Source organism: Enterobacter chengduensis, from assembly GCF_001984825.2.
Classification (GTDB): domain Bacteria; phylum Pseudomonadota; class Gammaproteobacteria; order Enterobacterales; family Enterobacteriaceae; genus Enterobacter; species Enterobacter chengduensis.
This window is the reverse complement of the sequence record NZ_CP043318.1, coordinates 2,776,770-2,797,422: the sequence shown is the minus strand read 5'-3', so window position 1 is coordinate 2,797,422 and position 20,653 is coordinate 2,776,770. Positions and strand designations below refer to the sequence as shown.

Annotated in this window: 16 protein-coding genes and 1 pseudogene; 3 read left to right on the top strand and 14 right to left on the bottom strand. The window is 54.7% G+C overall.

Annotated elements, in window-relative coordinates:
• Positions 1 to 17 precede the first annotated feature (17 nt).
• Both yciT and FY206_RS13600 read right to left on the bottom strand, forming a co-directional pair.
• Positions 18 to 770, bottom strand: coding sequence for a DNA-binding transcriptional regulator YciT (yciT, locus tag FY206_RS13605; RefSeq protein ID WP_032640961.1), 753 nt, complete (start codon positions 768 to 770; stop codon positions 18 to 20).
• A gap of 43 nt (positions 771 to 813) precedes the next feature.
• Positions 814 to 996, bottom strand: a complete 183-nt coding sequence (locus FY206_RS13600; RefSeq protein ID WP_024907126.1) for a YciZ family protein — start codon at positions 994 to 996, stop codon at positions 814 to 816.
• A gap of 192 nt (positions 997 to 1,188) precedes the next feature.
• Between FY206_RS13600 and FY206_RS13595 the strand changes: the two are divergent.
• Positions 1,189 to 2,058 (top strand): annotated as a pseudogene (locus FY206_RS13595) (crotonase/enoyl-CoA hydratase family protein).
• Here FY206_RS13595 and pdeR read toward each other — a convergent pair.
• The 6 genes from pdeR to crrC all read right to left on the bottom strand — a co-directional run bounded on the left by pdeR (position 2,055) and on the right by crrC (position 12,183).
• Positions 2,055 to 4,046 (bottom strand): cyclic di-GMP phosphodiesterase, encoded by a 1,992-nt coding sequence (pdeR, locus tag FY206_RS13590; RefSeq protein ID WP_077064035.1) that lies wholly within the window; start codon positions 4,044 to 4,046, stop codon positions 2,055 to 2,057. The pseudogene FY206_RS13595 and the gene pdeR sit on opposite strands and share 4 nt — an antisense overlap.
• Before the next feature lie 324 nt (positions 4,047 to 4,370).
• Positions 4,371 to 6,305 (bottom strand): exoribonuclease II, encoded by a 1,935-nt coding sequence (locus tag FY206_RS13585; RefSeq protein WP_032640955.1) that lies wholly within the window; start codon positions 6,303 to 6,305, stop codon positions 4,371 to 4,373.
• Positions 6,306 to 6,393: 88 nt separating this feature from the next.
• Positions 6,394 to 7,380, bottom strand: a complete 987-nt coding sequence (locus FY206_RS13580) for a CMD domain-containing protein (RefSeq protein WP_032640954.1) — start codon at positions 7,378 to 7,380, stop codon at positions 6,394 to 6,396.
• A gap of 154 nt (positions 7,381 to 7,534) precedes the next feature.
• Positions 7,535 to 8,323 carry an enoyl-ACP reductase FabI gene (gene fabI, locus FY206_RS13575; protein WP_003856831.1) on the bottom strand — a complete coding sequence of 263 codons (789 nt, stop codon included), beginning with the start codon at positions 8,321 to 8,323 and terminating at the stop codon, positions 7,535 to 7,537.
• A 270-nt stretch (positions 8,324 to 8,593) separates the two neighbouring features.
• On the bottom strand, positions 8,594 to 11,689 hold the full coding sequence (locus FY206_RS13570; protein WP_032640952.1) for a multidrug efflux RND transporter permease subunit: 3,096 nt from the start codon (positions 11,687 to 11,689) through the stop codon (positions 8,594 to 8,596).
• Between the two features lie 107 nt (positions 11,690 to 11,796).
• A complete protein-coding gene (crrC, locus tag FY206_RS13565; protein ID WP_032640950.1) occupies positions 11,797 to 12,183 on the bottom strand; it encodes a colistin resistant protein CrrC in 387 nt (128 codons plus the stop codon).
• Positions 12,184 to 12,451: 268 nt separating this feature from the next.
• On the opposite strand from crrC, the gene FY206_RS13560 reads away from it, so the two are divergent.
• Both FY206_RS13560 and FY206_RS13555 read left to right on the top strand, forming a co-directional pair.
• A complete protein-coding gene (locus FY206_RS13560) occupies positions 12,452 to 13,156 on the top strand; it encodes a response regulator (protein ID WP_032640948.1) in 705 nt (234 codons plus the stop codon).
• Entirely contained in the window at positions 13,153 to 14,217 is a 1,065-nt protein-coding gene (locus FY206_RS13555) for an ATP-binding protein (RefSeq protein WP_032640946.1), read from the top strand. Before FY206_RS13560 ends, FY206_RS13555 begins: the two co-directional genes overlap by 4 nt.
• Here FY206_RS13555 and FY206_RS13550 read toward each other — a convergent pair.
• The 6 genes from FY206_RS13550 to sapA form a co-directional block, all read right to left on the bottom strand.
• Positions 14,198 to 15,139, bottom strand: coding sequence for an ATP-grasp fold amidoligase family protein (locus tag FY206_RS13550; protein WP_080500326.1), 942 nt, complete (start codon positions 15,137 to 15,139; stop codon positions 14,198 to 14,200). The two genes, FY206_RS13555 and FY206_RS13550, sit on opposite strands and share 20 nt — an antisense overlap.
• Before the next feature lie 147 nt (positions 15,140 to 15,286).
• Entirely contained in the window at positions 15,287 to 16,093 is an 807-nt protein-coding gene (gene sapF, locus FY206_RS13545; protein ID WP_077064034.1) for a putrescine export ABC transporter ATP-binding protein SapF, read from the bottom strand.
• Position 16,094: 1 nt separating this feature from the next.
• Positions 16,095 to 17,087 carry a peptide ABC transporter ATP-binding protein SapD gene (gene sapD, locus FY206_RS13540; RefSeq protein WP_032640940.1) on the bottom strand — a complete coding sequence of 331 codons (993 nt, stop codon included), beginning with the start codon at positions 17,085 to 17,087 and terminating at the stop codon, positions 16,095 to 16,097.
• Positions 17,087 to 17,977 (bottom strand): putrescine export ABC transporter permease SapC, encoded by an 891-nt coding sequence (gene sapC / locus FY206_RS13535; RefSeq protein ID WP_032640939.1) that lies wholly within the window; start codon positions 17,975 to 17,977, stop codon positions 17,087 to 17,089. The genes sapD and sapC overlap by 1 nt, the downstream gene beginning before the upstream one ends.
• Entirely contained in the window at positions 17,964 to 18,929 is a 966-nt protein-coding gene (gene sapB, locus FY206_RS13530) for a putrescine export ABC transporter permease SapB (RefSeq protein ID WP_032640937.1), read from the bottom strand. The genes sapC and sapB overlap by 14 nt, the downstream gene beginning before the upstream one ends.
• Positions 18,926 to 20,566: an ABC transporter substrate-binding protein SapA gene (gene sapA / locus FY206_RS13525; RefSeq protein ID WP_045890074.1), complete on the bottom strand. Its 1,641-nt coding sequence runs from the start codon at positions 20,564 to 20,566 to the stop codon at positions 18,926 to 18,928. The genes sapB and sapA overlap by 4 nt, the downstream gene beginning before the upstream one ends.
• Positions 20,567 to 20,653 lie beyond the last annotated feature (87 nt).

The following is a 20,653-nucleotide window of genomic DNA, read 5'->3' as shown; positions in this document are numbered from 1 at the left end:
TCGGGCGCGGAGGGAACTCAGACGCTGTTTTTAATAATATTGACGATCAGTCCGTCATCTTCCAGTTTATTACGGTGCGCATCGCTCAACCGTTCGTCGGTAATCACGCGGCTAAAGCGTGAAATGGGGCCCATTGTGTAAGGGTGAACGGCGCCAAATTTTGAGCTGTCGGTGAGCACAATGGCTTCACACTCTTTTTCCAGTACGGCATTCACGACGTCAGAGCGCATCATATCCCGGCCGGTGAAACCTGTTTCCGGCTGCCAGCCGTCAATCCCGATAAAGGCCTTGCTGAAATGGACCTGCTGGACATACTGACGGGTCAGCGGGCCTACCATGCTTTCACTTTTCTTCTGGTAAATGCCGCCGAGCAGAATCACCTCGCAGCGCGTCTCTTTAAGCAAATGCGCGATATAGCTGCTGACGGTAATGATGGTCACGTCTTTTTGATCGGCAAGCGTGCGCGCCAGAAGGGCATTGCTGCTGCCGTTTTCGATAAAGACGGTCTCGCCGTTATTCACCAGAGAGGCGGCAAATTCCGCCAGTTCACGTTTCAGCGCGTAGTTGTTCATCATGCGCGTCTCAACGTCATCACTGTCCAGCGGGACCGCATAGCCGTGGGCGCGACGCAGGTAGCTCTGTTTTTCCAGCAGATTAAGATCCTGACGGATTGTGACTTCAGACACGCCGGTAGTTCTAGCGAGATCGACCACGCTTACGCGTCCCTGATCGATGACCATCTGCAAAATGAGTTGTTGTCGGGAATTCATAGCATCCATTTAATAAAGCGAAACGAGGTCGGAGGCGGCGGGGTTAAACTTCCCACGGCGCTTTTGGCTGTCTGTTTTCGGGCGCATTGTCAGCACCATTCTGAGCAAGAAGTTCAGACTTCAGGATCTCGAGATTACGGATAGCAGAGTGATAATCGCCTGCTACTAGGATATCCAGCACGGTATCAATTCGTTGTGCTACAGCTTGTGCGTCAATAGTTGACATAATCTCTCCCAGGCGCGAAAAGTGAATATTTTCAATGATGCAGAAATTAGGATCAAAAGAGAAGGGAAAAAACGCAATAACTAAATTACATAAACGTAAGTGATAAATTTATTCCCCCTCATACAGCAGGCTTAATGGGTGGATTAGTCTAAAACTGCGCGCAAGGCGCTTTTTTATAAGAGGAATTAGACTATGACAGTTATCAACCAGCCGACCTGCACACTGTTTACCGATACTGAACGGTTCACGCAGCTGTCAGGATATTACGAGGCGGAGCGTCACACCGTCTGGATGATGCTGCGGGCGCAGCCGCGTCCTTGCTTCAACCATGCGTTAATTGAGGAGATCATGAACTTTTCCTGGCTGGTTCGCCAGTCAGGTTTCGCGGTTGATTTTTGGGTAACCGGATCGCTGGTTCCCGAGATGTACAATGCGGGCGGTGATTTACAGTTCTTCGTCTAGTGCATTCAAAACGGGCGTCGGGAAGCGTTACGGGCGTACGCTCGCGCCTGCGTGGATTGCGTCCATGCGGCGTCACGGGGGTTTGATACGGGTGCCATCACGCTGGCAATGGTCGAAGGCAGTGCGTTAGGGGGCGGGTTTGAAGCCGCCCTGGCGCACCATTTCGTGCTGGCGCAGCGCGACGCCCGTCTGGGCTTTCCGGAGATAGCCTTCAACCTGTTTCCGGGCATGGGGGGATATTCCCTGGTGGCGCGCCGTTCAGGCATGAAGCTGGCGGAGGAGCTTATCTATAAAGGGGAATCCCACACGGCTGAATGGTATGAACAGCATGGGCTGGTGGACCTGCTGTTTGAGCCCGGACAAAGCTATGTCTCCACCCGAACCTTCATCGATACGCTGCGGCCAAAGCTGAACGGCATAAGGGCGATGCTTCGCGCCCGGACGCGCGTTCTGCAGCTGCCGCGCAGTGAACTGATGGACATCACGGAAGACTGGGTTGATGCCGCTTTCTGCCTGGAACCGAAAGATATCGCCTACATGGAACGTCTGGTCACGCTGCAAAACCGCCATCACGCGGCGGGCCTGCGTAAAGCCAGCTAACGTTGATTCCGCGCTTGATATCGTTTTAGCCATCGCTCGAATGCGGCAGCGGGCATCGGCTTCGCAAACAGAAAACCCTGCCGTTCGTTGACGCCGTTCTTGGTCAGAAAGGCGTCTTCTTTTGCACTTTCCACGCCTTCGGCAATCACCTGCAGATTTAACGCCTGCGCCACCGCGACGATAGCGCGCACCAGCGACTGCGAAATCGACTGCTTATGAATATCCTTGACGAAGGATTGATCGAGCTTAATAGCGTCGATAGGGAAGCGCGCCAGCTGCGAAAGGGAGGAGTAGCCGGTGCCAAAATCATCCAGATGAATCTGCGCCCCGAGCTTGCTGAACTGCTGGATCACGGACAGCGCCAGCTCTTCGTTCTCAATAAGACAGCTTTCCGTTAATTCAACGTCGACGGGGCAGTATTCAAAATTCAGATCCTTCAGCGCCTGCTTTAAGTCGCTGAAGATGGTCTGATCGGCCAGCTGGCGAGCAGAGACGTTGACGGCCACGCGCAGGTTTATGCCCTTATCGCGCCATTTAGCCACCTGGCGAACCACGTCGAGCATCACCCAGCGGCCCAGCGGCACAATCAACCCCGACTCCTCGGCATAAGAGATAAACTCCAGCGGCGGAATCAGGCCGCGCTCGGGGGATTGCCAGCGGACCAGCGCTTCGAGGCTTCTGATTTCCCCGCGCCAGGTGATTTTCGGCTGATAGTGGATCAGAAGCTGATCGTTATCCAGGGCCTTACGCAGGTTGGTATCCAGCCAGAGATACTCGAACACGCGCTGGTTCATCTCGGGCGAGTAAACGCAGAACTTGCCCCGGCCGTTCTCTTTGGCGGTATACATCGCGGTATCGGCGTTACGAATCACGCTTTCCCGATCGTTGCCGTGCTGCGGAGCGAGGGCGATACCCAGGGAGCAGCCGGTATAAATTTCAATCAGACCGATTCGGAACGGCTGGCGCAGACGGGTTAAAATGCGTGATGCCATCGCCTCCAGAGAGCCCTGAGAGGTATTGGTGGCCATGACGATAAACTCATCACCGCCAAGCCGTGCCAGCACCTGGTCCTCATCCAGACAGCTCAGGATGGCGAGGGCGACCGCCTGTAACAGCTGATCGCCAAACATATGCCCGTAAGCGTCGTTAACCTTTTTAAAATTATCCAGATCGAGATACACCACGCCCACCTGGGTATCGCCGCGGTTAGCAATGGCGTCAGAAATCAGGTCGTGGATCGCATTACGGTTCGGCAGGCCGGTGATGGTATCGGTGTTGGCCAGCACGCGCAGCCGCTCCTGAGCGCGGCGCTCCTCGGTAATATCGGTCCCGGAACAGATAAGGAAAATTTCATTTTTTCCACTGCCGCTGTGAACGAACTTGTTTCTGAACAGAAACAGCCGCTGCCCTTTGCGCGTTTTGATCCAGCGTTCGACTTCGTAGGAGCTGCCGTTGCGAAAGAAACCGCTAATATTGCGTTTTGACGCAGCCACTTCGCTGCGGCTCATAAACAGCTTAAATACGTTCTGGCCAATCACCTCATGCTCTTTCAGGCCGGTGTACTCTTCGCTAAGCCGGTTGAAACGCTGAATATTGCCGTTCTGATCGAGAATAACAATGACGGAGTTGGCCTCTGAGACAACCTGCTCCGCGAAAGAGAGCCCCTGTGCTAGGTCGCGCGCCACGGAGGGGGTATCGTTCCAGGCGGAAGCGGTTCCGGCCCACTCGTTGCGGGTAATTTTACGTCCAACAAGGTGAACCGGAAGATCTTCCCCGAATAGCGAGAGCGTCATAGAAATGCTGGAGGTAATAACGGTTAAGTGACGGATGAGATCGGCCTGTTTATCGTCCAGCGCAATCACCTGAGTGACGTCGGCATTTTCACTGGCGGCAAGGTGCAGAGCGTTGCTGTCAGCTGACAAGCGCCACCACGGGCTGTGAGTACCCATGTAGCGAAACAGCAAGTTCTGCTCCAGATCGTCCATCATGTTTTCTCCTGCAGCTGTTCATTAGCGCACAAATTATTCATTTGCAGTCGACTTTTCCGTTGAGAAACAGCGGTAAAACCGCAGTGAACCTGTTGTTTTTCCCTGTTTTCTTATAATAAAACGAGTCAGGCTAAAAAGGATACCGAGCGTATAAAAATTCACTTAACCGAATATAACAACACTCTTTTACTGTAGATAAGTATGGCGGTTTTGGGCGAAGGGAGATTGAAAATAGTCAGGAAAAATAATGATTTTGTGGCGGGGATAAAAAGAAAAAATTGTCGGCCCTTCCGGAAGGGAAACGGCCGACAATTGAACCGGTTATCAGGCGACAGGACGCGCGATAATACTGCGGGTTTCCATGCGAACTTCGGCGATAGTCACGTCAATCACGTCGGTGACTTTGTAAACTGTTTCACCTTTAATCTGCACGGTACCGTTTTCCTGACTACAGACCATTTCGTCACGCACCGCATGCAGGAACGGTGCAGGAATAAACGCAACAGCACCGTTATCGACCAGGCGGACGCGCATCCCGCCGCGGCTGACATCGATGATTTCCGCCGCAAAGCGGGTATCGGTTCCGGCTTTATCCTGCAGGAAGCGCGCGTACAGCCAGTCTCCAACGTCACGCTCCGCCATGCGGTTCAGGCGGCGACGATCGGCCATCTGCAGCGTGGTGTCCTCCTGAGGACGGGCAACGGCTTCACCTTTGATAATCGCTTTCAGCAGACGGTGGTTAACCATATCGCCATACTTACGGATCGGCGATGTCCAGGTGGCGTAAGCGTCGAGGCCGAGACCAAAGTGCGGGCCAGGCTCGGTGCTGATTTCAGCAAAGGACTGGAAGCGACGAATGCGGCTGTCCAGGAAACCTGACGGCTGTGCGTCCAGTTCGCGGCGAAGCTTGCAGAAGCCCGGCAGGGTCAGCACTTCTTCCGGATCAACGTGCACATCGTGATTTTTCAGCAGGGCCGCCAGCGCTTCGGTATTCGCCGGATCGAACCCGGTATGGACGTTGTAAATACCAAAGCCCAGCTTGTCGCGCAGCACGCGCGCGGCACAGATATTGGCTGAAATCATCGCCTCTTCAACGATGCGGTTAGCAATGCGTCGCGGTTCGGCCACGATGTCCAGCACTTCGCCTTTCTCGCCCAGAACAAAGCGATAATCCGGGCGATCTTTGAACACCAGCGCATGGGTTTTACGCCACTCGCCGCGGTTCAGGCAGATGCGATGCAGCAGGCGGATCTGCGCGGCAATGGCGTCGGATTCAGGCTTCCAGCTGCCGGTGTTTTCCAGCCAGTCGGAGACGTTATCGTAGGCCAGTTTGGCTTTCGACTCGATGGTGGCGGCAAAGAACTCAATATCGTCTTCAATCGCGCCATCCGCAGCAATGGTCATGCGGCAGGCAAGGACCGGGCGCACTTCATTTGGACGCAGCGAGCAGAGATCGTCTGACAGTTCGCGCGGCAGCATCGGAATGTTGAAGCCCGGCAGGTAGTTGGTGAAGGCGCGGATTTTCGCCGCGTCATCCAGCTTGCTGCCTTCGGCAATCCAGGCGGTGGGATCGGCAATCGCGACGGTCAGGTGCAGCTTGCCGTCGGCGCTCTCTTCAGCGTAGAGCGCATCGTCCATATCTTCGGTGCTGGCGCTGTCGATAGTGACAAACTCCAGCCCGGTGAGATCGCGACGCGTCAGACCTTCGTCCTGCATCTCGGTTGCCACGCCGTTCGGCGCTTCTTTTTCAAGATTGTGGCGTGCCAGCGTGACCCACCATGGCACGAAATGGTCAGCGCCAAAGGTGATGAACTGGGTCAGCTCAGCATAAAAACCGCGATCGCCTTTCAGAGGATGACGGCGCATTTCTGCTACGGCCCAGTCACCTTCTTTAAAATCATGCTCAACGCCACGGGCGGCGCGGCAGGGAATGGCATCTTTCAGCAGGGGATGATCCGGCACGATAGAAAGACGATCGTCTTTTCGCTGCACCTTACCCACAAAACGGGTCAGGAACGGTTCGATCAGTTCTTCCGGCTCGGCAGACTCTCGGTCCTTCTCGGTATGAATGACGGCCATGACGCGATCGCCATGCATCACTTTCTTCATCTGCGGTGGCGGAATGAAGTAGCTTTTCTGCGCGTCAACTTCAAGGAAGCCAAAGCCCTTTTCCGTGGCTTTTACGACCCCTTCTGCACGCGGCGTCTGGGAATGCAGTTGCTGTTTAAGCTGCGCTAGCAGCGGGTTGTCCTGAAACATAATGTTCTATTTTCGTAGCCATTGAGCGGCTGACAGTTTTACGCGATTCTCACTGTCTCAGCAAGCGATGTTTGGGTAATGAGTATGGTTATTCCTCTTTACCAAACGCGACTTTCAGACGATGGAGCCAGCCGTCATACGCACTTTGGATGAGCAGGGCAATCGCGTGTTCGGCAGAGAGCCCTTGATCGGTTAGAGGGGTGAACTGGGCGGCGCTGAAACGGTCCGGGGAGCGCGTCAGCAGTTCGACCGCCGCCGAAAGCGCAGGGGACGTGAGCGGGATCTCCGTGCGGCTGTTTATCAGGATTTCCCCGGTCAGGTCGAGCAGGGACGGCTCATGGCAAAGGACCGGCGTCAGCGCCTCCAGCGCGGGTTCTGTCTGCCAGCGGGACAGCGACTCAAGCTGATGCGCACTTGCATAGCGCAACTCGACGACAGGCAAAAGCGGTACCCACGCGGCGTAACGCGCGGGCAGGGTGTGCGGCGGAATATGATGGCCTGGCAACCAGCGAACAGGGTGTCCCAGCAGCGCCTGAAAAATCGCAACGACGCGCGCCTGAAAACCGATAAAGCCGATAATCTGGTTAATCACCACGATGTCGTACGTGGACAGGCCAACCTCATCAAGCTGGTTCTGCGCTTTATCATCAATGACGTCAGGCGAGCTGGCGAGCTGGCGGGCATACTGGGTGATTTGCGCCAGACGCCGGTTGCTTTCACGCGAGGAGTCCGGGCCGGGAAGCGGTGCGAGGAGGGCGGCGTAATGGTTACAGAGCCGCTGAACGCCGCAGGCCTGTGCAACCGTTAGCGCGGTACTGAGCCGATCGTAGGCGCTGAGCGTGTGCAGGCGGTTCACGGGAATCGAGAGCGGAAACAGCTTGTGGCATAAGGCTCTGGCAGGGGTAAGCCAGCCAGAACAGGCAGCGACAATCTCCTCAGGCAAGGCTAAATCGAGCAAAAAACGATCGTCGACGTTAGCGGCTTCGGGCACCAGAGGCAGAACATCCGTCTGCGCGTGGTTTGACTGGGTCTCGTGATACCAGTGGCCTTTGCCGGAAAAACGGCGTTGTTCCATGTGCGTTCCTTGATCTCAAAATGGCGATCAATATCCTGGCGTAAGGCAGATAAAGGGAAAAATATTGTTAGGTGATAACAAATAGCAGAACGGAATAACGAAGGGGTGACGCGGAGGAAAATACTCTCTTCCCGGGAGGGAAGAGAGTCACAGCTTATTTAATTTCCAGCTCGTTCATTGCAGCGATGTTGAAGCCGCCGTCAACGTGTACCACTTCGCCGGAGATACCTGCGGAAAGGTCAGAGCACAGGAAAGCTGCAGAGTTACCCACATCTTCAATGGTAACAGTACGACGAATCGGGGTAACCGCTTCGCAGTGTGCCAGCATTTTACGGAAATCTTTAATACCGGAAGCCGCCAGGGTGCGGATAGGGCCTGCAGAGATGGCGTTAACGCGCACGCCTTCAGGACCCATTGCATTCGCCATGTAGCGTACGTTTGCTTCCAGGGAGGCTTTAGCCAGACCCATCACGTTGTAGTTAGGGATAGCACGTTCTGCGCCCAGGTAGGACAGGGTCAGCAGGGCAGCGCCCGGGTTCAGCATTGCGCGGCAGGATTTCGCCATCGCAACGAAGCTGTAGGAGCTGATGTCGTGAGCGATTTTGAAGCCATCACGGGTAACCGCGTTCACGTAGTCGCCGTCCAGCTGGTCGCCAGGAGCGAAGCCAATGGAGTGAACGAAACCGTCGAATTTTGGCCATGCTTTTGCCAGTTCAGCAAACATGCCGTCGATGCTTTCGTCTTGTGCAACGTCGCATTCCAGAACAATGCTGGAACCCAGCTGCGCGGCAAACTCTTCAACACGGCCTTTCAGCTTGTCGTTCTGGTAGGTGAACGCCAGCTCAGCGCCTTCGCGATGCATTGCCTGCGCGATGCCGTATGCGATGGACAGTTTGCTGGCAACGCCAGTCACCAGAATGCGCTTACCGGAAAGAAAACCCATAGCTTTAATCCTTATATTCATTGCTTATTTTGCCTTGTAATTCATAGCGTTACAGGCAGTATTTCAAAATCATTCGAAATTAGCTCGAAATTATAGCCCACTCACAGCCCCTTGTGTCACGATATTTCTCGCTCTTCTCTGAAGACGCCTGCCCTGAAGAATGCGCCGCGGACCCGCGGGGGCTCAAAATTTCAGCATTCGTCCAGTATATCACCCGGTATCAGCTTCGCCTCATCCAACCAGAGAGGAAGCGCGATCCCGCAGGAATATTCAGGCTTTCCTAATCTTGTCGGTTAAGCGCGCAATGACGATAAAGAAAACCGGCACGAAGAAGATCGCCAGAAGGGTGCCGCTAATCATGCCGCCAAATACGCCAGTACCGATGGCATGCTGCGTACTGTCGCTCGCGCCGCTGGCCAGCATCAACGGAACAACCCCCAGGGTAAAGGCTAGCGATGTCATCAGAATAGGGCGCAGGCGCTGGCTGGCGGCATGAATGGTCGCCTCCAGCAGGGGTTGACCCTGGTGATGAAGCTGCCGGGCAAACTCAACAATCAAAATGGCGTTCTTGGCCGACAGGCCGATAAGCGTAATCAGGCCGACCTTGAAGAAAACGTCATTGGCCATGCCGGCAACCCATACGGCCACCACCGCACCGATAAGACCCAGCGGAACGACCAGCATGACCGCAAAAGGAATCGACCAGCTCTCATACAGGGCGGCGAGCACCATGAACACGACCAGTATCGACAGGACGATAAGGCCCGGAAGCTGAGATTCAGATTTTCTCTCCTGCAGCGAACTCCCGGCCCATTCGCCAGCAATGCCCTGAGGCAGGCTGCTGGACAACGCCTCCATGACCTTCATTGCGGTGCCGCTGGAGCTTCCCGACGCCGCATTTCCGGTAATGCGAAGAGCGGAATATCCCTGATAACGGGTTAACTGCTGCGGCGCAACGTTCCACGAAAGCGTGGCAAACGTCGATACCGGTACCATCTGACCCATCCGATTTTTCACTGATAAATTCAGTACCTGCGCAGGCTGCATTCGGTAGGGGGCATCGGCCTGAATAATCACCTGTTGAACGCGGCCGTTATTCGTATAGTCATTGACGTAATTTGAGCCCAGGGTAACGGAAAGCGTCTGGTTGATTTCATCAAATGAGACGCCCAATGCTTCCGCCTTTTCTCTGTCCACCTGGAGCGCAAGGCTGGTTCCTTCCGGCAACCCGTCTATGTAGACGTCACTCAGTTCTGGGCGCTGATTGGCCTGCATAACCAGCGCGTCGGCAGCGCGCTTTAGCGCTTCGTAGCCCAGTCCCGCTCTGTCCTGTACGTACCATGTGAAGCCCGAGGAGGTGCCCATATCCGAAATGGCCGGCGGGAGCAGGCTCATCGTGACCGCATCAGAGACGTTCGCCATGCTAGTCTGTATATGGTCGGCTTCATTCTGGGCGGTCGAGCCCTGACGATTTTTCCAGTCCTTCAGCGTAGTGAACGCCATAGCCGAATTCGGTCCTGAACCTGTAAAGCTAAACCCGAGAATCATAATGTTGCTTTTAATGTCCGGGCGAGCCGCAACTTCTGCTTCAAATTTCTTAACCACATTGAGGGTGCGCTGCATCGTGGCGTCAGAAGGCAGCTGGATTGAGGACATAAAGTAGCCCTGGTCTTCATCCGGCAGAAAAGATGAGGGTAACGAAGACAATCCTAAAAACAGCGCCGCGCAAAGCGCAACGTACAGAAGCAGGATGCGCCCGGTGCGCTGCAGAACGGCACCCAGCCCGGCTTCGTAACGGGCGGTGAGCGAGCGGAAGCGCACGTTAAACCCGACCGCGAAACTTCCGCCTCCGCGCTTTCCTGCGTTGTGCGGCTTGAGTAACGTTGCGCACAGGGCAGGCGTCAGCGTCAGGGCAAGAAACGCGGACAGCAGGATGGAGACCGCCATTGAAATACAAAACTGTCGGTAGATAATCCCAACGGATCCTTCCGCAAACCCCATGGGGATAAAGACGGCGGTTAGCACCAGCGTGATCCCTATAATCGCTGGAGTGATTTCCTGCATGGCTTGCCGCGTCGCGTCGCGGGGGGACAGGCCTTTTTCCTCCATCAGTCGCTCAACGTTTTCGACGACCACAATGGCATCATCAACGATAATCCCTATCGCGAGCACCATGCCGAACATCGTCAGAATATTGATGGAGTATCCGCTCAATAGCATCACCGTGAAGGTGCCAAGCAGTGCGACGGGGGCAACAATCGCCGGGATAAGCGTACAGCGCATCTTATGCAGAAACAGCAGCATCACCAGGAAGACCAGAACCATCGCTTCAACAAATGTCTGGATAACTTTCATGATAGAAAGTTTCACAAAGGGAGCGGTATCGAACGGAACCGTGAACGTCATTCCTTCGGGCAACACCTGGGACAGCTCGTCGATGCGCGCGCGTACGCCTGACGCCGTGCTCATGGCATTGGCGCCAGGCGACAGCTGGATTGCCGCCGCCGTTGCGGGGACGCCATTCTCGCGGATACCAAAAGCGTAGCTTTGCAGACCAGATTCTATCCGGGCAATGTCGGACAATTTCAGGCGGGCGCCGGATGCGTCAGATTTCAGGGTGATATTGCTGAACGCCTCTACCGAGGAGAGCTGTCCCATGACGGTGATGGGATAGGTGACTCCTTGTCCTGCAGATGCTGGCTCATCTCCCGTTTTGCCGGGCGAAACAAGGGCATTTTGCTGGCTAACAGCGGAAAGAACGTCACTCACCGAAAGACCATAGCCGTGGAGCTTCATGGGATCCAACCAGATGCGCAGCGCTTTTTCGCCGCCAAAAAGCTGAACTTTCCCTACGCCGGGCACGCGGCGAAGCTCGTCACTGACGTTTCTGGCAAAATAGTCGCTTAAATCGGCTTCCTCAAATTGACCTGTCGTGGACTTCAGCCCCACCATCATTAAAAAGCCAGAATTAGCGGCCTCGACGTTAATGCCGTTTTGTCTTACCGCCTGAGGCAGGCGAGGCTCGACGATCTTTATCTGATTCTGCAGATCCATCTGCGCCAGCTTGATGTCCGTGCCTGGCTTAAACGTGACCGTAATCGATGCCGAACCGGTGGTGTCACTGGATGATTCAAAATAGAGCAAATTATCGACCCCAGATATTTCGCGTTCTATTAACGACACCACGGACGTATTCATAATATCCGGGCTGGCCCCTGGATAACTGACGGAAATAATGATGCCAGGCGGCGCAACCGCCGGATACTGCGCAACCGGCAAACGAGGAATAGACAAAACTCCCGCCAGAACGATAAAAAGCGCCACTACCCAGGCGAAAACGGGACGTTCAATAAAAAAATGAGGCATATGTCAGACTCTTGCGAGTGATTTGTACAAAATAGTGAGGTGGAGAGTCTACCGCGCGCCTGTTTAGCGGAAATGGGCGGTATATGGAGGACGTGTGGAGCAACGGTTCAAAACATCCTCATCATCAGGTAAAGCGGTGCTCCGCCAAAAAAAATGATTAAATAACACTCGTAGTAAAAGACCAGATCCTCGATATCGGGTACCGCGTTTAACAGCACGGTGAACGTAATAATAAGATAGACAAAAATCACCATCAGCCAGAAGGCAATGACGAGTAACTCAGTCAGTGCGCCGGCTTTATTTTGAATTATCAGAGAGACAATCGACAATCCGATGCAGCCATAGACGATGGGGGATGAGGGTAGCGTCGACGCGACTTTCTCATCCATTGCGTGTATCAGCACCAGCCAGATATAAAGTAATCCCCACGACAGCAGAAGAAACAGAGAATATATGCCGATTTTTTTAGGAGAGAAGTATTTAGAAAGTTCCATGATCGTTATCTCAGCCAAATTCAGAAAGTCTTAAGGGACGGTGTTTATTAGCCACTCTCGGTGAAATGGGGTTATGCCTGACTAGCAATTTTGAACGGACATTGTCGAGTCTTTATTGACTGAATGTGTAGGCTGTGTGGAGAAATAACCGGATAATAAATTCAACGGGGAAATTTTCGTGTCCACGGCACTTTTTCCCAGAGGCTGTGTCTTATTGTGCTAAAGATATCTGATAGCGTGCTCAAGGGATTCTACCCACGGAGATAAAATGCACAAAAATACGCTGATCCTTGTTGTTGAAGATGAAGACGAAATCGCCGAAATCCTGATGAGCTACCTGGAGCGTTCGGAAATGAAAACGCTCAGAGCCAGGCAGGGCGAGCAGGCCATCGCCCTCAATCGCCTCCATAAACCGGATCTCATATTGCTGGACATTCACCTGCCCGTATGTGACGGCTGGAGCGTACTTACCACGCTTCGTCAGGAAAGTTCTGTCCCCGTCATTATGGTTTCCGCTCTCGATCAGGATGTCGATAAGCTCATGGGGCTGAGGCTGGGCGCGGATGATTACGTGATCAAACCCTTTAATCCGTCTGAAGTTGTCGCACGGGTTGAGGCGGTGCTGCGCAGAACCAAACCTGTGCTGCAGCAGGCGGGTTCCCTGCCGCTCAGAACGCCATTCATCACGGTCTATCCGGATGACTTCTACGTGGAGGTCACCGTGGGCACGGAGGTGATCTCCCCGGTATTAACGACGACCGAATTTAAATTACTGACTTACCTGGTGAGATATCCGCGAAAGGTTTGTTCCCGGGAAGAGTTACTCAACGCGTGTCTGCCGGAAGGTGATACGCTCGACAGAACGGTCGACAGCCACATGAGTAAGTTGCGTAAAAAACTGGAGCTTGCCGGGCTTTACGGTGTACCCGAAAGCATCAGAGGCATGGGTTACCGGCTTGGGGAAAAGAAATGAACAAAGAGTCTGTCCTGAGTCGTCAGATCTTAACGTACATGCTGTTGCTGACGTTTACGATAATCGCCATCGCCGTGCTGGGTTCCTGGTTATTTTACTCCTTCATTCTGGATCACCTTCCGGGCGGCACTGTTGCGAGCGATGACGAGCAGATGACGATGTGGGACTGGGTATGGATTGGCACCGCGACGACGATCAGTATGATTATTGCACTCTTTTTCACGGTCAAACTTTCATCGCGGATACTCACTCCGCTAAACGCGGTCGCGTCCAGCCTGAAAAGGATTTCTCAGGGCGATCTGGACGCCCGGGCATTCTGCGCCAGTTCCCGGCTGGGTGAGATCAATCACCTTGTAACGGATTTCAATGAAATGGCGGAAAAATTACAGACGCTGGATATGCACAGGAAATCCTGGAATGCCGCTATTGCGCATGAATTAAGAACCCCGGTCACGATCTTACGCGGACGGCTTCAGGGGTTGGTTGACGGTGTTTTTACTCCTGACCCGGTTCTGTTTAACAATCTTCTTAAACAGACGGAAGGGTTAACCCGTCTGATTGAAGATCTGCGGGTTATCAGTTCGGATGGTGGGGCGGGATACGCGTTATACCCCCTCAGAAGCGATCTAAAAGGGACAATACAGGATGCGCTCGATACATTCATGCCCGAGTTTAACCGTAAGGCATTTACCCTCAATGCAGAACTCAGGGAGCAGCAATGCGTGTTCGATCCGTTACGCATCAATCAGTGCTTAACTGTGTTATTTGACAATGCGTTACACTATTCGACCTCACGCAAACTCATTGTGAAAAATGGCGTGTCTGACAGAGGCAATTATATCCTTATTCAGGACGGGGGGCCGGGTATCCCCAGAGAATTTCACGATCGCTTGTTTCAGCCCTTTCAGCGCGACAATGGTGCCAGACATGTGAATCCGGAAGGCTGTGGCCTGGGCCTGTCGGCGGTAAAAGCCATCATGCTTGCTCATGGTGGCGATGTTACCTATACCTTAACGACGCAAAACCACTCGATATTTAAACTCACCTGGCCCGACTCGTGACGTTCAGCGGCAGGTCAAATGCGCCTGCCGGCGATAAATGCCACATTTTTCCTAACCTGGCATCCCATTCCTGCGGCGTAATCGTCAGCTTACCGCGTTTCGGGCTTAAGGTTATTTCACTGAAATAGATATCATCGTTTTTTAGCATCAGGTCAACGCGGCAGTAATCAATGCCTTCCGCCAGCTCTTGGGCAGCCAACAATGCCTGTCGGAATAAGGGCGGTTCGCCTGGATCGACTGACATATTCGGATATTCCATCTGGAAGGGCTGCAAGTTCCAGCGTCTGTCGTAAACGTTGATAAAACCGTTGCCGTTATCATCCGTAAAATCCGCCTCAACATAGTGCGCGACGCCATGAAAGCAATGGATCCTCAGCATTTCAGGGGTTGTGTTTCTGTCTGCATCATCAAAGAGATCGACAAACGGCTCGCAAAGTATACTCGGCGTAATGTTTTTGTACTGCCATTCACGCGTGGTGTAGTACAAATTTTTCTTTAATGCGAGACTCAGTTTTTTACACGCTTCCCTGGTATTAAATTGCGCCTTATCGGTACATATTATTGTGCTGCCACTGTCATGGTTGCACTTAAGGACGAATTTATCCGGGAGGACTGAAAAATCAATCTGCGACGCCCTGGCATAAACGCCAATTAATGGCACCGTTTTCACCCGTGTTGTTCTGGCGGAAACGTATGCCCTAACGGCGAGTTTATCGGCAAGCATCGTGTAGAGAGTATTATGATCGTAGACCAGACGATGACATATTTTCTCGCTCAACGTCGTAGGTGATTTGACGTCAGGGTTTTTGCCGGATGTTTTCTTAAGCCTCACGGTATGAAAGTGCAGGTCACTTATTAAAAATGAATGACATTTTCTGATGAGGTATTCTGTATATTTGAGAACGTACGTGGTGGTGTTCATTTCTTCTCCTCCGTAATGTCCGGATATTCTGGAGAAGAACTGTTGATTGATATTGCTTAAAATATGGAGCGAAGATGGAGATGAAAAAGCAAAGGATTAAACAGCGCGCAAGGGCTATTTAATCCTTTTGGACGATGCAACGTTTGTTTACCGATCTTTTCGCCATGCATCGGCGGTCAATGCTTCGCCGAAATGGCCTGCAATCAATCGTTTTGTCAGTTCATGAAGCGGGGAGGCCATCACGTCCGCGGTGCTGCCGCGCTCGACCACTTCGCCTTGGTGCATGACCATCACCTGATCGCTGATGTGTTTCATCATGCCCAGATGTTGGGTCACGTAGATGTACGAAATCCCCTGTTTTTCCTGCAGTTCCAGCATCAGGTTAATCAGCTGCGAGCGCATCGACATATCCAGCGCGGCAAGCGCTTCATCCGCAACGATCACTTTTGGCCGCAAGATCAATGCACGCGCCAGGCCCAGACGCTGTTTCTGGCCAGGGGCCAGCATATGCGGATAGTAGCTTTCGTGGTCCGGCAGCAGTCCAACCATGCGCAGGGTTTTAACTACGCGCTTACGGCGCGCCTCTGGCTCCAGATCGGTGTTCAGACGCAGCGGAAAATCGAGGATCTGCGAGATGCGCTGGCGTGGGTTAAGGGAAGTAGATGGATCCTGGAAGATCATGCGGATGCGCTGGCTGCGGAACGAGTAATCGCCAAACGTCAGAGGATGATCGTCAATCAACACTTCCCCTGCGGTCGGTTCAACCATGCCGGCGAGCATTTTCGCCAGGGTGGATTTCCCTGAACCGTTCTCGCCGATGATCGCCAGGGTCTGTTTTTCGCGCAGCGTAAAGCTCAGCGGTTTCACCGCGTCGACGGTCTGACGATGAAACAGCCCCGTGCGGTAGCGAAAGGTCTTACTCAGGTTACGCACTTCAAGCAAGGTTTCGACCATTTCACTCTCTCTCCATGTTCAGCGGGAAATGACAGGCGTAAAGATGATTTTTTGCCCCCGTCAGGCGTGGCGTCTCAATACATTTACGCTGCGCATAGGGGCAACGCGGCCCCAGACGACAGCCTATCGGCAAAGACTCCAGCAGCGGAATCGCCCCTGGCAGGGTATTCAGGCGGCTTTTATGCGGCATCGCGCTGCCAAAATCCGGAATGGCGCGGATAAGCGCCTGGGTATACGGATGATGCGGCGCGGTGACCAGATCTTCACTCGGCGCGGTTTCGACCGTTTGCCCGCAGTACATCACGTCGATTTTATCCGCCCATTTGCTGAGCATCTGCAGGTCATGGCTGATCAGCAAAATGGTGGTGTTGTTGTTCTGGTTGAGACGCGACAGCAGGCGGAAAATTTGCGCCTGCGTGGTGGGCTCCATCGCGTTCGTCGGTTCATCTGCAATCAGCAAACGCGGCTGATTGGCCAGCGCGATGGCAATCATCACTTTCTGGCATTCACCGTCGGTCAGCTCGTAAGGGAAGCTGCGCATCGCATCTTTGTGATCTTTAATCCCGACGCGGTGCAACAGCTCGATGGCGCGTCGTTTTCGCCAGCCGAAACGCTGCCACCAGCGGCCTTTATAGGTCCAGCCGGGAATGTTCTGCATCAGCTGTTTGCCCACGCGCTCGGACGGGTCGAGACAGGACTGCGGCTCCTGGAAAATCATCGAGACGTTATGCCCAACCAGCTTGCGCCGCTCGCGGGGAGAGAGGCGCAGCAGGTCGATATCGTCGAAGCGCATGCGGTCGGCGGTGACGCGCCAGTTATCTTTCGCCACGCCGCAGATGGCTTTGGCGATCAGGCTTTTCCCCGAGCCGGATTCCCCCACCAGCCCGCGAATTTCACCCTCCGCGAGGGTAATGCTGATGCGATCGACGGCCTTAACCCAGCCTTCGCCGGTTTTGAATTCAATCGTGAGGTTGCGAATATCAAGAAGCGGCATTATTGCACCCCCGCGTTAATTGCACGGCGAATACCGTCGCCCAGCAGGTTGATCAGCAGCACGCTCACCATAATGGCCGCACCCGGCAGCATGACCGTCCACGGCGCGACGTAAATCAGTTCCAGCGCGTCGCCGAGCATCGCGCCCCATTCAGGCGAGGGCAGCTGCGCGCCGAGGTCGAGGAAGCCGAGCGCAGCAATATCGAGAATCGCCATCGACAGGGCGCGGGTGATCTCCGTGACCAGCCCGGCGGCGATGTTCGGCAGCACGGCAAACCACAGAATGTTGAACGTCGTCGCGCCGTCCAGACGGGCGGCAACGACATACTCTTTTTCCAGCTCGTCATGCACCATGCTGTAAACCGAACGCACGATGCGGGGCAGGATAGCCAGCCAGACGGCAAACATGGCATGCGACAGATGCGGACCGGCAAAGGCAACCACAATGATTGCCAGCAGCAGCGAGGGGATCGACAGCAGCGTATCCAGAATGTGGTTAAGCACCGCCGAACGCAGGCCATGCGTGGAGCCTGCAAAAATGCCGAGCCCAAGCCCACAGATCGTTGCCGCGAGCGTCACCACAAACGCGCCGCCCACCGTTGGGGCCGCGCCGCTCAGCAGCCGGCTCAACACGTCGCGCCCGAGGTCGTCCGTTCCCAGGAAGAAAGAGACTTCCCCGTAGCGGGACCAGGACGGCGGCAGCAGCTGATAGCCAAGGAACTGCTGGTCAATGCCATACGGCGCAAACCACGAGCCAAAGACGCACAGCAACACCAGGCCGGCGCAGCCGTAAAGGCCGACCATTGCCGTGGTATCACCATAGAATTTACGCCACACGGTACGCAGCACGCCGGGCGTGCGCTTTTCACTGTATACGCTATCGTAAGGCATACCATTCCTTATGCTTCAATGGGTTAGCCATGGCACCCAGAATATCGGACAACACGTTAACAATAATCACCAGCGAACCAATCACCATCACGCCTGCGGAAATCGCGGCGTAGTCCTGCTGGCGGATGGCGTTAATCAGCCAGCGTCCCAGGCCAGGCCAGCTAAAGACCATTTCGGTGATCATGGCCAGCGTCAGCATGGTGGAAAACTGTAACCCCAGACGCGGAATAACCGGCGGCAGGGCGTTGTGCAGGACGTTGCGGCGCAGTATGGTCAGGCGCGACAGTCCGCGCGTGGCGGCGGCTTTGACGTAGTTCTGGTCAAACACCTCGATGGTGCTCAGGCGCATCAGGCGGATCACTTCGGTCGTCGGCGCAACCGCCAGCGTCAGCACCGGCAGCACCATATGGCGCAGGGCGCTGGCGATCATTTCATGCCGCCACACCGAATCGGACAGCCACGCGTCGATGATGGCGAAGCCCGTCACCGATTTAACCGTATAGAGCAGGTCAAAACGGCCGGACACCGGCAGCCAGCCCAACGTCAGCGAGAAGAACAGCGTCAGCAGTAGCGCCAGCCAGAATACCGGGATGGAGAAGCCAAGCAGGGCGAGGGCGCTAATAAACTTATCCTGCCATTTGTTGCGGTAGATCCCGGCCAGCATGCCCACGGGGATCCCGACCATCAGGGCAAAGCCGAACGCCAGAATGCACAGCTCCATCGTGGCCGGAAAAACCTCTTTCAGCTGGTCGGAAATCAGCTGCCCGTTAATGCTGGACACGCCGAAGTCCCAGTGCAGCAGCCCGTTGAACCAGAAGAACCAGGCATCCCATAGCGACGACCCCTGGAGCGGCGCGTGGGGCGTGAAGTAGCTCAGGCTGAAGCCGACAAAGTTCAGGAAAAAGAGCGTCACCAGCAGTAAAAGGAGCCGACGTAAGGTAAAAATAATCATGGTTTTTTCACCTCTTGTTCTTTTTCACGCGACACGCCGGCGAACGAGGCGTTGCCGAACGGGCTCAGCACCAGGCCTTTAATATCATAACGATAGGCCTGAAGACGCAGGGAAGAGGCCAGCGGCAGCACGGGCAACTCCTCGGCGAGGATCTTCTGCGCTTCATCATAGGCGTCAATACGTGAGGCCAGCTGTTGGGAAGCCAGCGCTTTTTGCAGCACGGCGTCAAACTCCCGATTACACCAGTGGGCGTAGTTGGTCTGCGAGTTTATCGCCGCACAGCTCAGCAGCGGCCGGAAGAAGCTGTCCGGATCGTTACTGTCTGTCGCCCAGCCTGTCAGGGTCAAATCATGATTCATGTCCATCAGGCGCGCCTCCTGGAAACGGCCCTCAACCGGTACGATGATCACCTTAACGCCCACCTGCGCCATGTCCGCCTGCAGCAGTTCGGCAGTCTTGAGCGGGCTCGGGTTCCACGCCTGGGAGCTGGTTGGCACCCAAAGCTGCAGCGTCAGGTTTTCCGCCCCCAGCGCCTTCAGCTGTTCACGCGCTTTTGCCGGATTGTATTCCGTAATTTTAGCTTCACCGTCATAGGCCCACGAGGCCCGCGGTAAAATTGAGGCCGCGGTTTCCGCCGTGCCGTAATAAATCGACTGCATCAGGCGCTGGTTGTTGATCGCCAGCGCCAGCGCATGACGAACGGCAGGGTTATTTAACGGCGGCTTATCGGTGTTAAAGGCCAGATAGGCGATATTCATGCCGGGGCGTAAGGTCAGACGCAGGCGGGGATCGTCGCGCAAAATGGTGAGCTGGCTGGCGGCAGGCCAGGCGAGCACGTCACATTCCCCGGTGAGCAGTTTTGACAGGCGTCCCGTTCCGCCTGAACCGAGATCGACCACCACCTGCGGCATCAGCGGCGTACCGCGCCAGAAATGCTCATGACGCTGCAGACGAATATATTGCCCGGCGCGGTACTCGGCCAGCTGGAACGGCCCGGTGCCGACAGGCTGACGATCGAGCAGCTCCTGACGATCTTTTTTCGTCAGGTTCGCCGCGTATTCCGCAGACATGACCGACGCATAGTGGGTCGCCAGATGCCAGAGGAAGGAGGCATCCGGTCGCGTCAGCGTAAATTCAACCGTCCGGTTGTCCAGCTTGCGCACGCTTTTCACGGTATCGGCAAACTGCAGGCTGTCGAAATAGGGGAAGTTGCTGCCGTTAACGTTATGCCACGGATGATTGCGGTTGAAGATGCGCTGGAAGGTAAAGACCACGTCGTCCGCGTTTAGCCTGCGCGTGGGGCTAAACCACGGCGTGCGCTGAAACGCGACGTCATCGCGCAGGTGAAAACGGTAGGTTGCGCCGTTATCCAGTACTTCCCAGCTTTCCGCCAGTTCGGGCACCAGGCGGTAGGTGTACGGGTCAACGTCAAGCAGGCGATCGTAAAGCTGCGCGGCCAGAGTATCCACGATGAGGCCGCTGCCCGCTTTTTGCGGGTTGAAGGTATCCACCTGGCCGCTTACGCAATAGACGAAGCCGCTGTCACGAATATCAGGCTGCGGCGTTTGCCCGGGCGCGGCGAAGGCCAGGCTGCTAAACAGACCGAGTGCAAAAAAGGACGATAAAACCAGACGCATAATTTTTAAGGTTTTTAGGTTCGATCTGCAAAGTGTATCGCACTTACGCCTGCTTCGTAAAAATGTCTGCGGGTAAGTGCTGATATT

Coding starts and splice junctions, on each gene's coding strand:
- yciT (WP_032640961.1), bottom strand. CDS start 770: ATGAATTCCCGACAACAACTCATTTTGCAGATGGTCATCGATCAGGGA.
- FY206_RS13600 (WP_024907126.1), bottom strand. CDS start 996: ATGTCAACTATTGACGCACAAGCTGTAGCACAACGAATTGATACCGTG.
- pdeR (WP_077064035.1), bottom strand. CDS start 4,046: ATGATGGACGATCTGGAGCAGAACTTGCTGTTTCGCTACATGGGTACT.
- FY206_RS13585 (WP_032640955.1), bottom strand. CDS start 6,305: ATGTTTCAGGACAACCCGCTGCTAGCGCAGCTTAAACAGCAACTGCAT.
- FY206_RS13580 (WP_032640954.1), bottom strand. CDS start 7,380: ATGGAACAACGCCGTTTTTCCGGCAAAGGCCACTGGTATCACGAGACC.
- fabI (WP_003856831.1), bottom strand. CDS start 8,323: ATGGGTTTTCTTTCCGGTAAGCGCATTCTGGTGACTGGCGTTGCCAGC.
- FY206_RS13570 (WP_032640952.1), bottom strand. CDS start 11,689: ATGCCTCATTTTTTTATTGAACGTCCCGTTTTCGCCTGGGTAGTGGCG.
- crrC (WP_032640950.1), bottom strand. CDS start 12,183: ATGGAACTTTCTAAATACTTCTCTCCTAAAAAAATCGGCATATATTCT.
- FY206_RS13560 (WP_032640948.1), top strand. CDS start 12,452: ATGCACAAAAATACGCTGATCCTTGTTGTTGAAGATGAAGACGAAATC.
- FY206_RS13555 (WP_032640946.1), top strand. CDS start 13,153: ATGAACAAAGAGTCTGTCCTGAGTCGTCAGATCTTAACGTACATGCTG.
- FY206_RS13550 (WP_080500326.1), bottom strand. CDS start 15,139: ATGAACACCACCACGTACGTTCTCAAATATACAGAATACCTCATCAGA.
- sapF (WP_077064034.1), bottom strand. CDS start 16,093: ATGGTCGAAACCTTGCTTGAAGTGCGTAACCTGAGTAAGACCTTTCGC.
- sapD (WP_032640940.1), bottom strand. CDS start 17,087: ATGCCGCTTCTTGATATTCGCAACCTCACGATTGAATTCAAAACCGGC.
- sapC (WP_032640939.1), bottom strand. CDS start 17,977: ATGCCTTACGATAGCGTATACAGTGAAAAGCGCACGCCCGGCGTGCTG.
- sapB (WP_032640937.1), bottom strand. CDS start 18,929: ATGATTATTTTTACCTTACGTCGGCTCCTTTTACTGCTGGTGACGCTC.
- sapA (WP_045890074.1), bottom strand. CDS start 20,566: ATGCGTCTGGTTTTATCGTCCTTTTTTGCACTCGGTCTGTTTAGCAGC.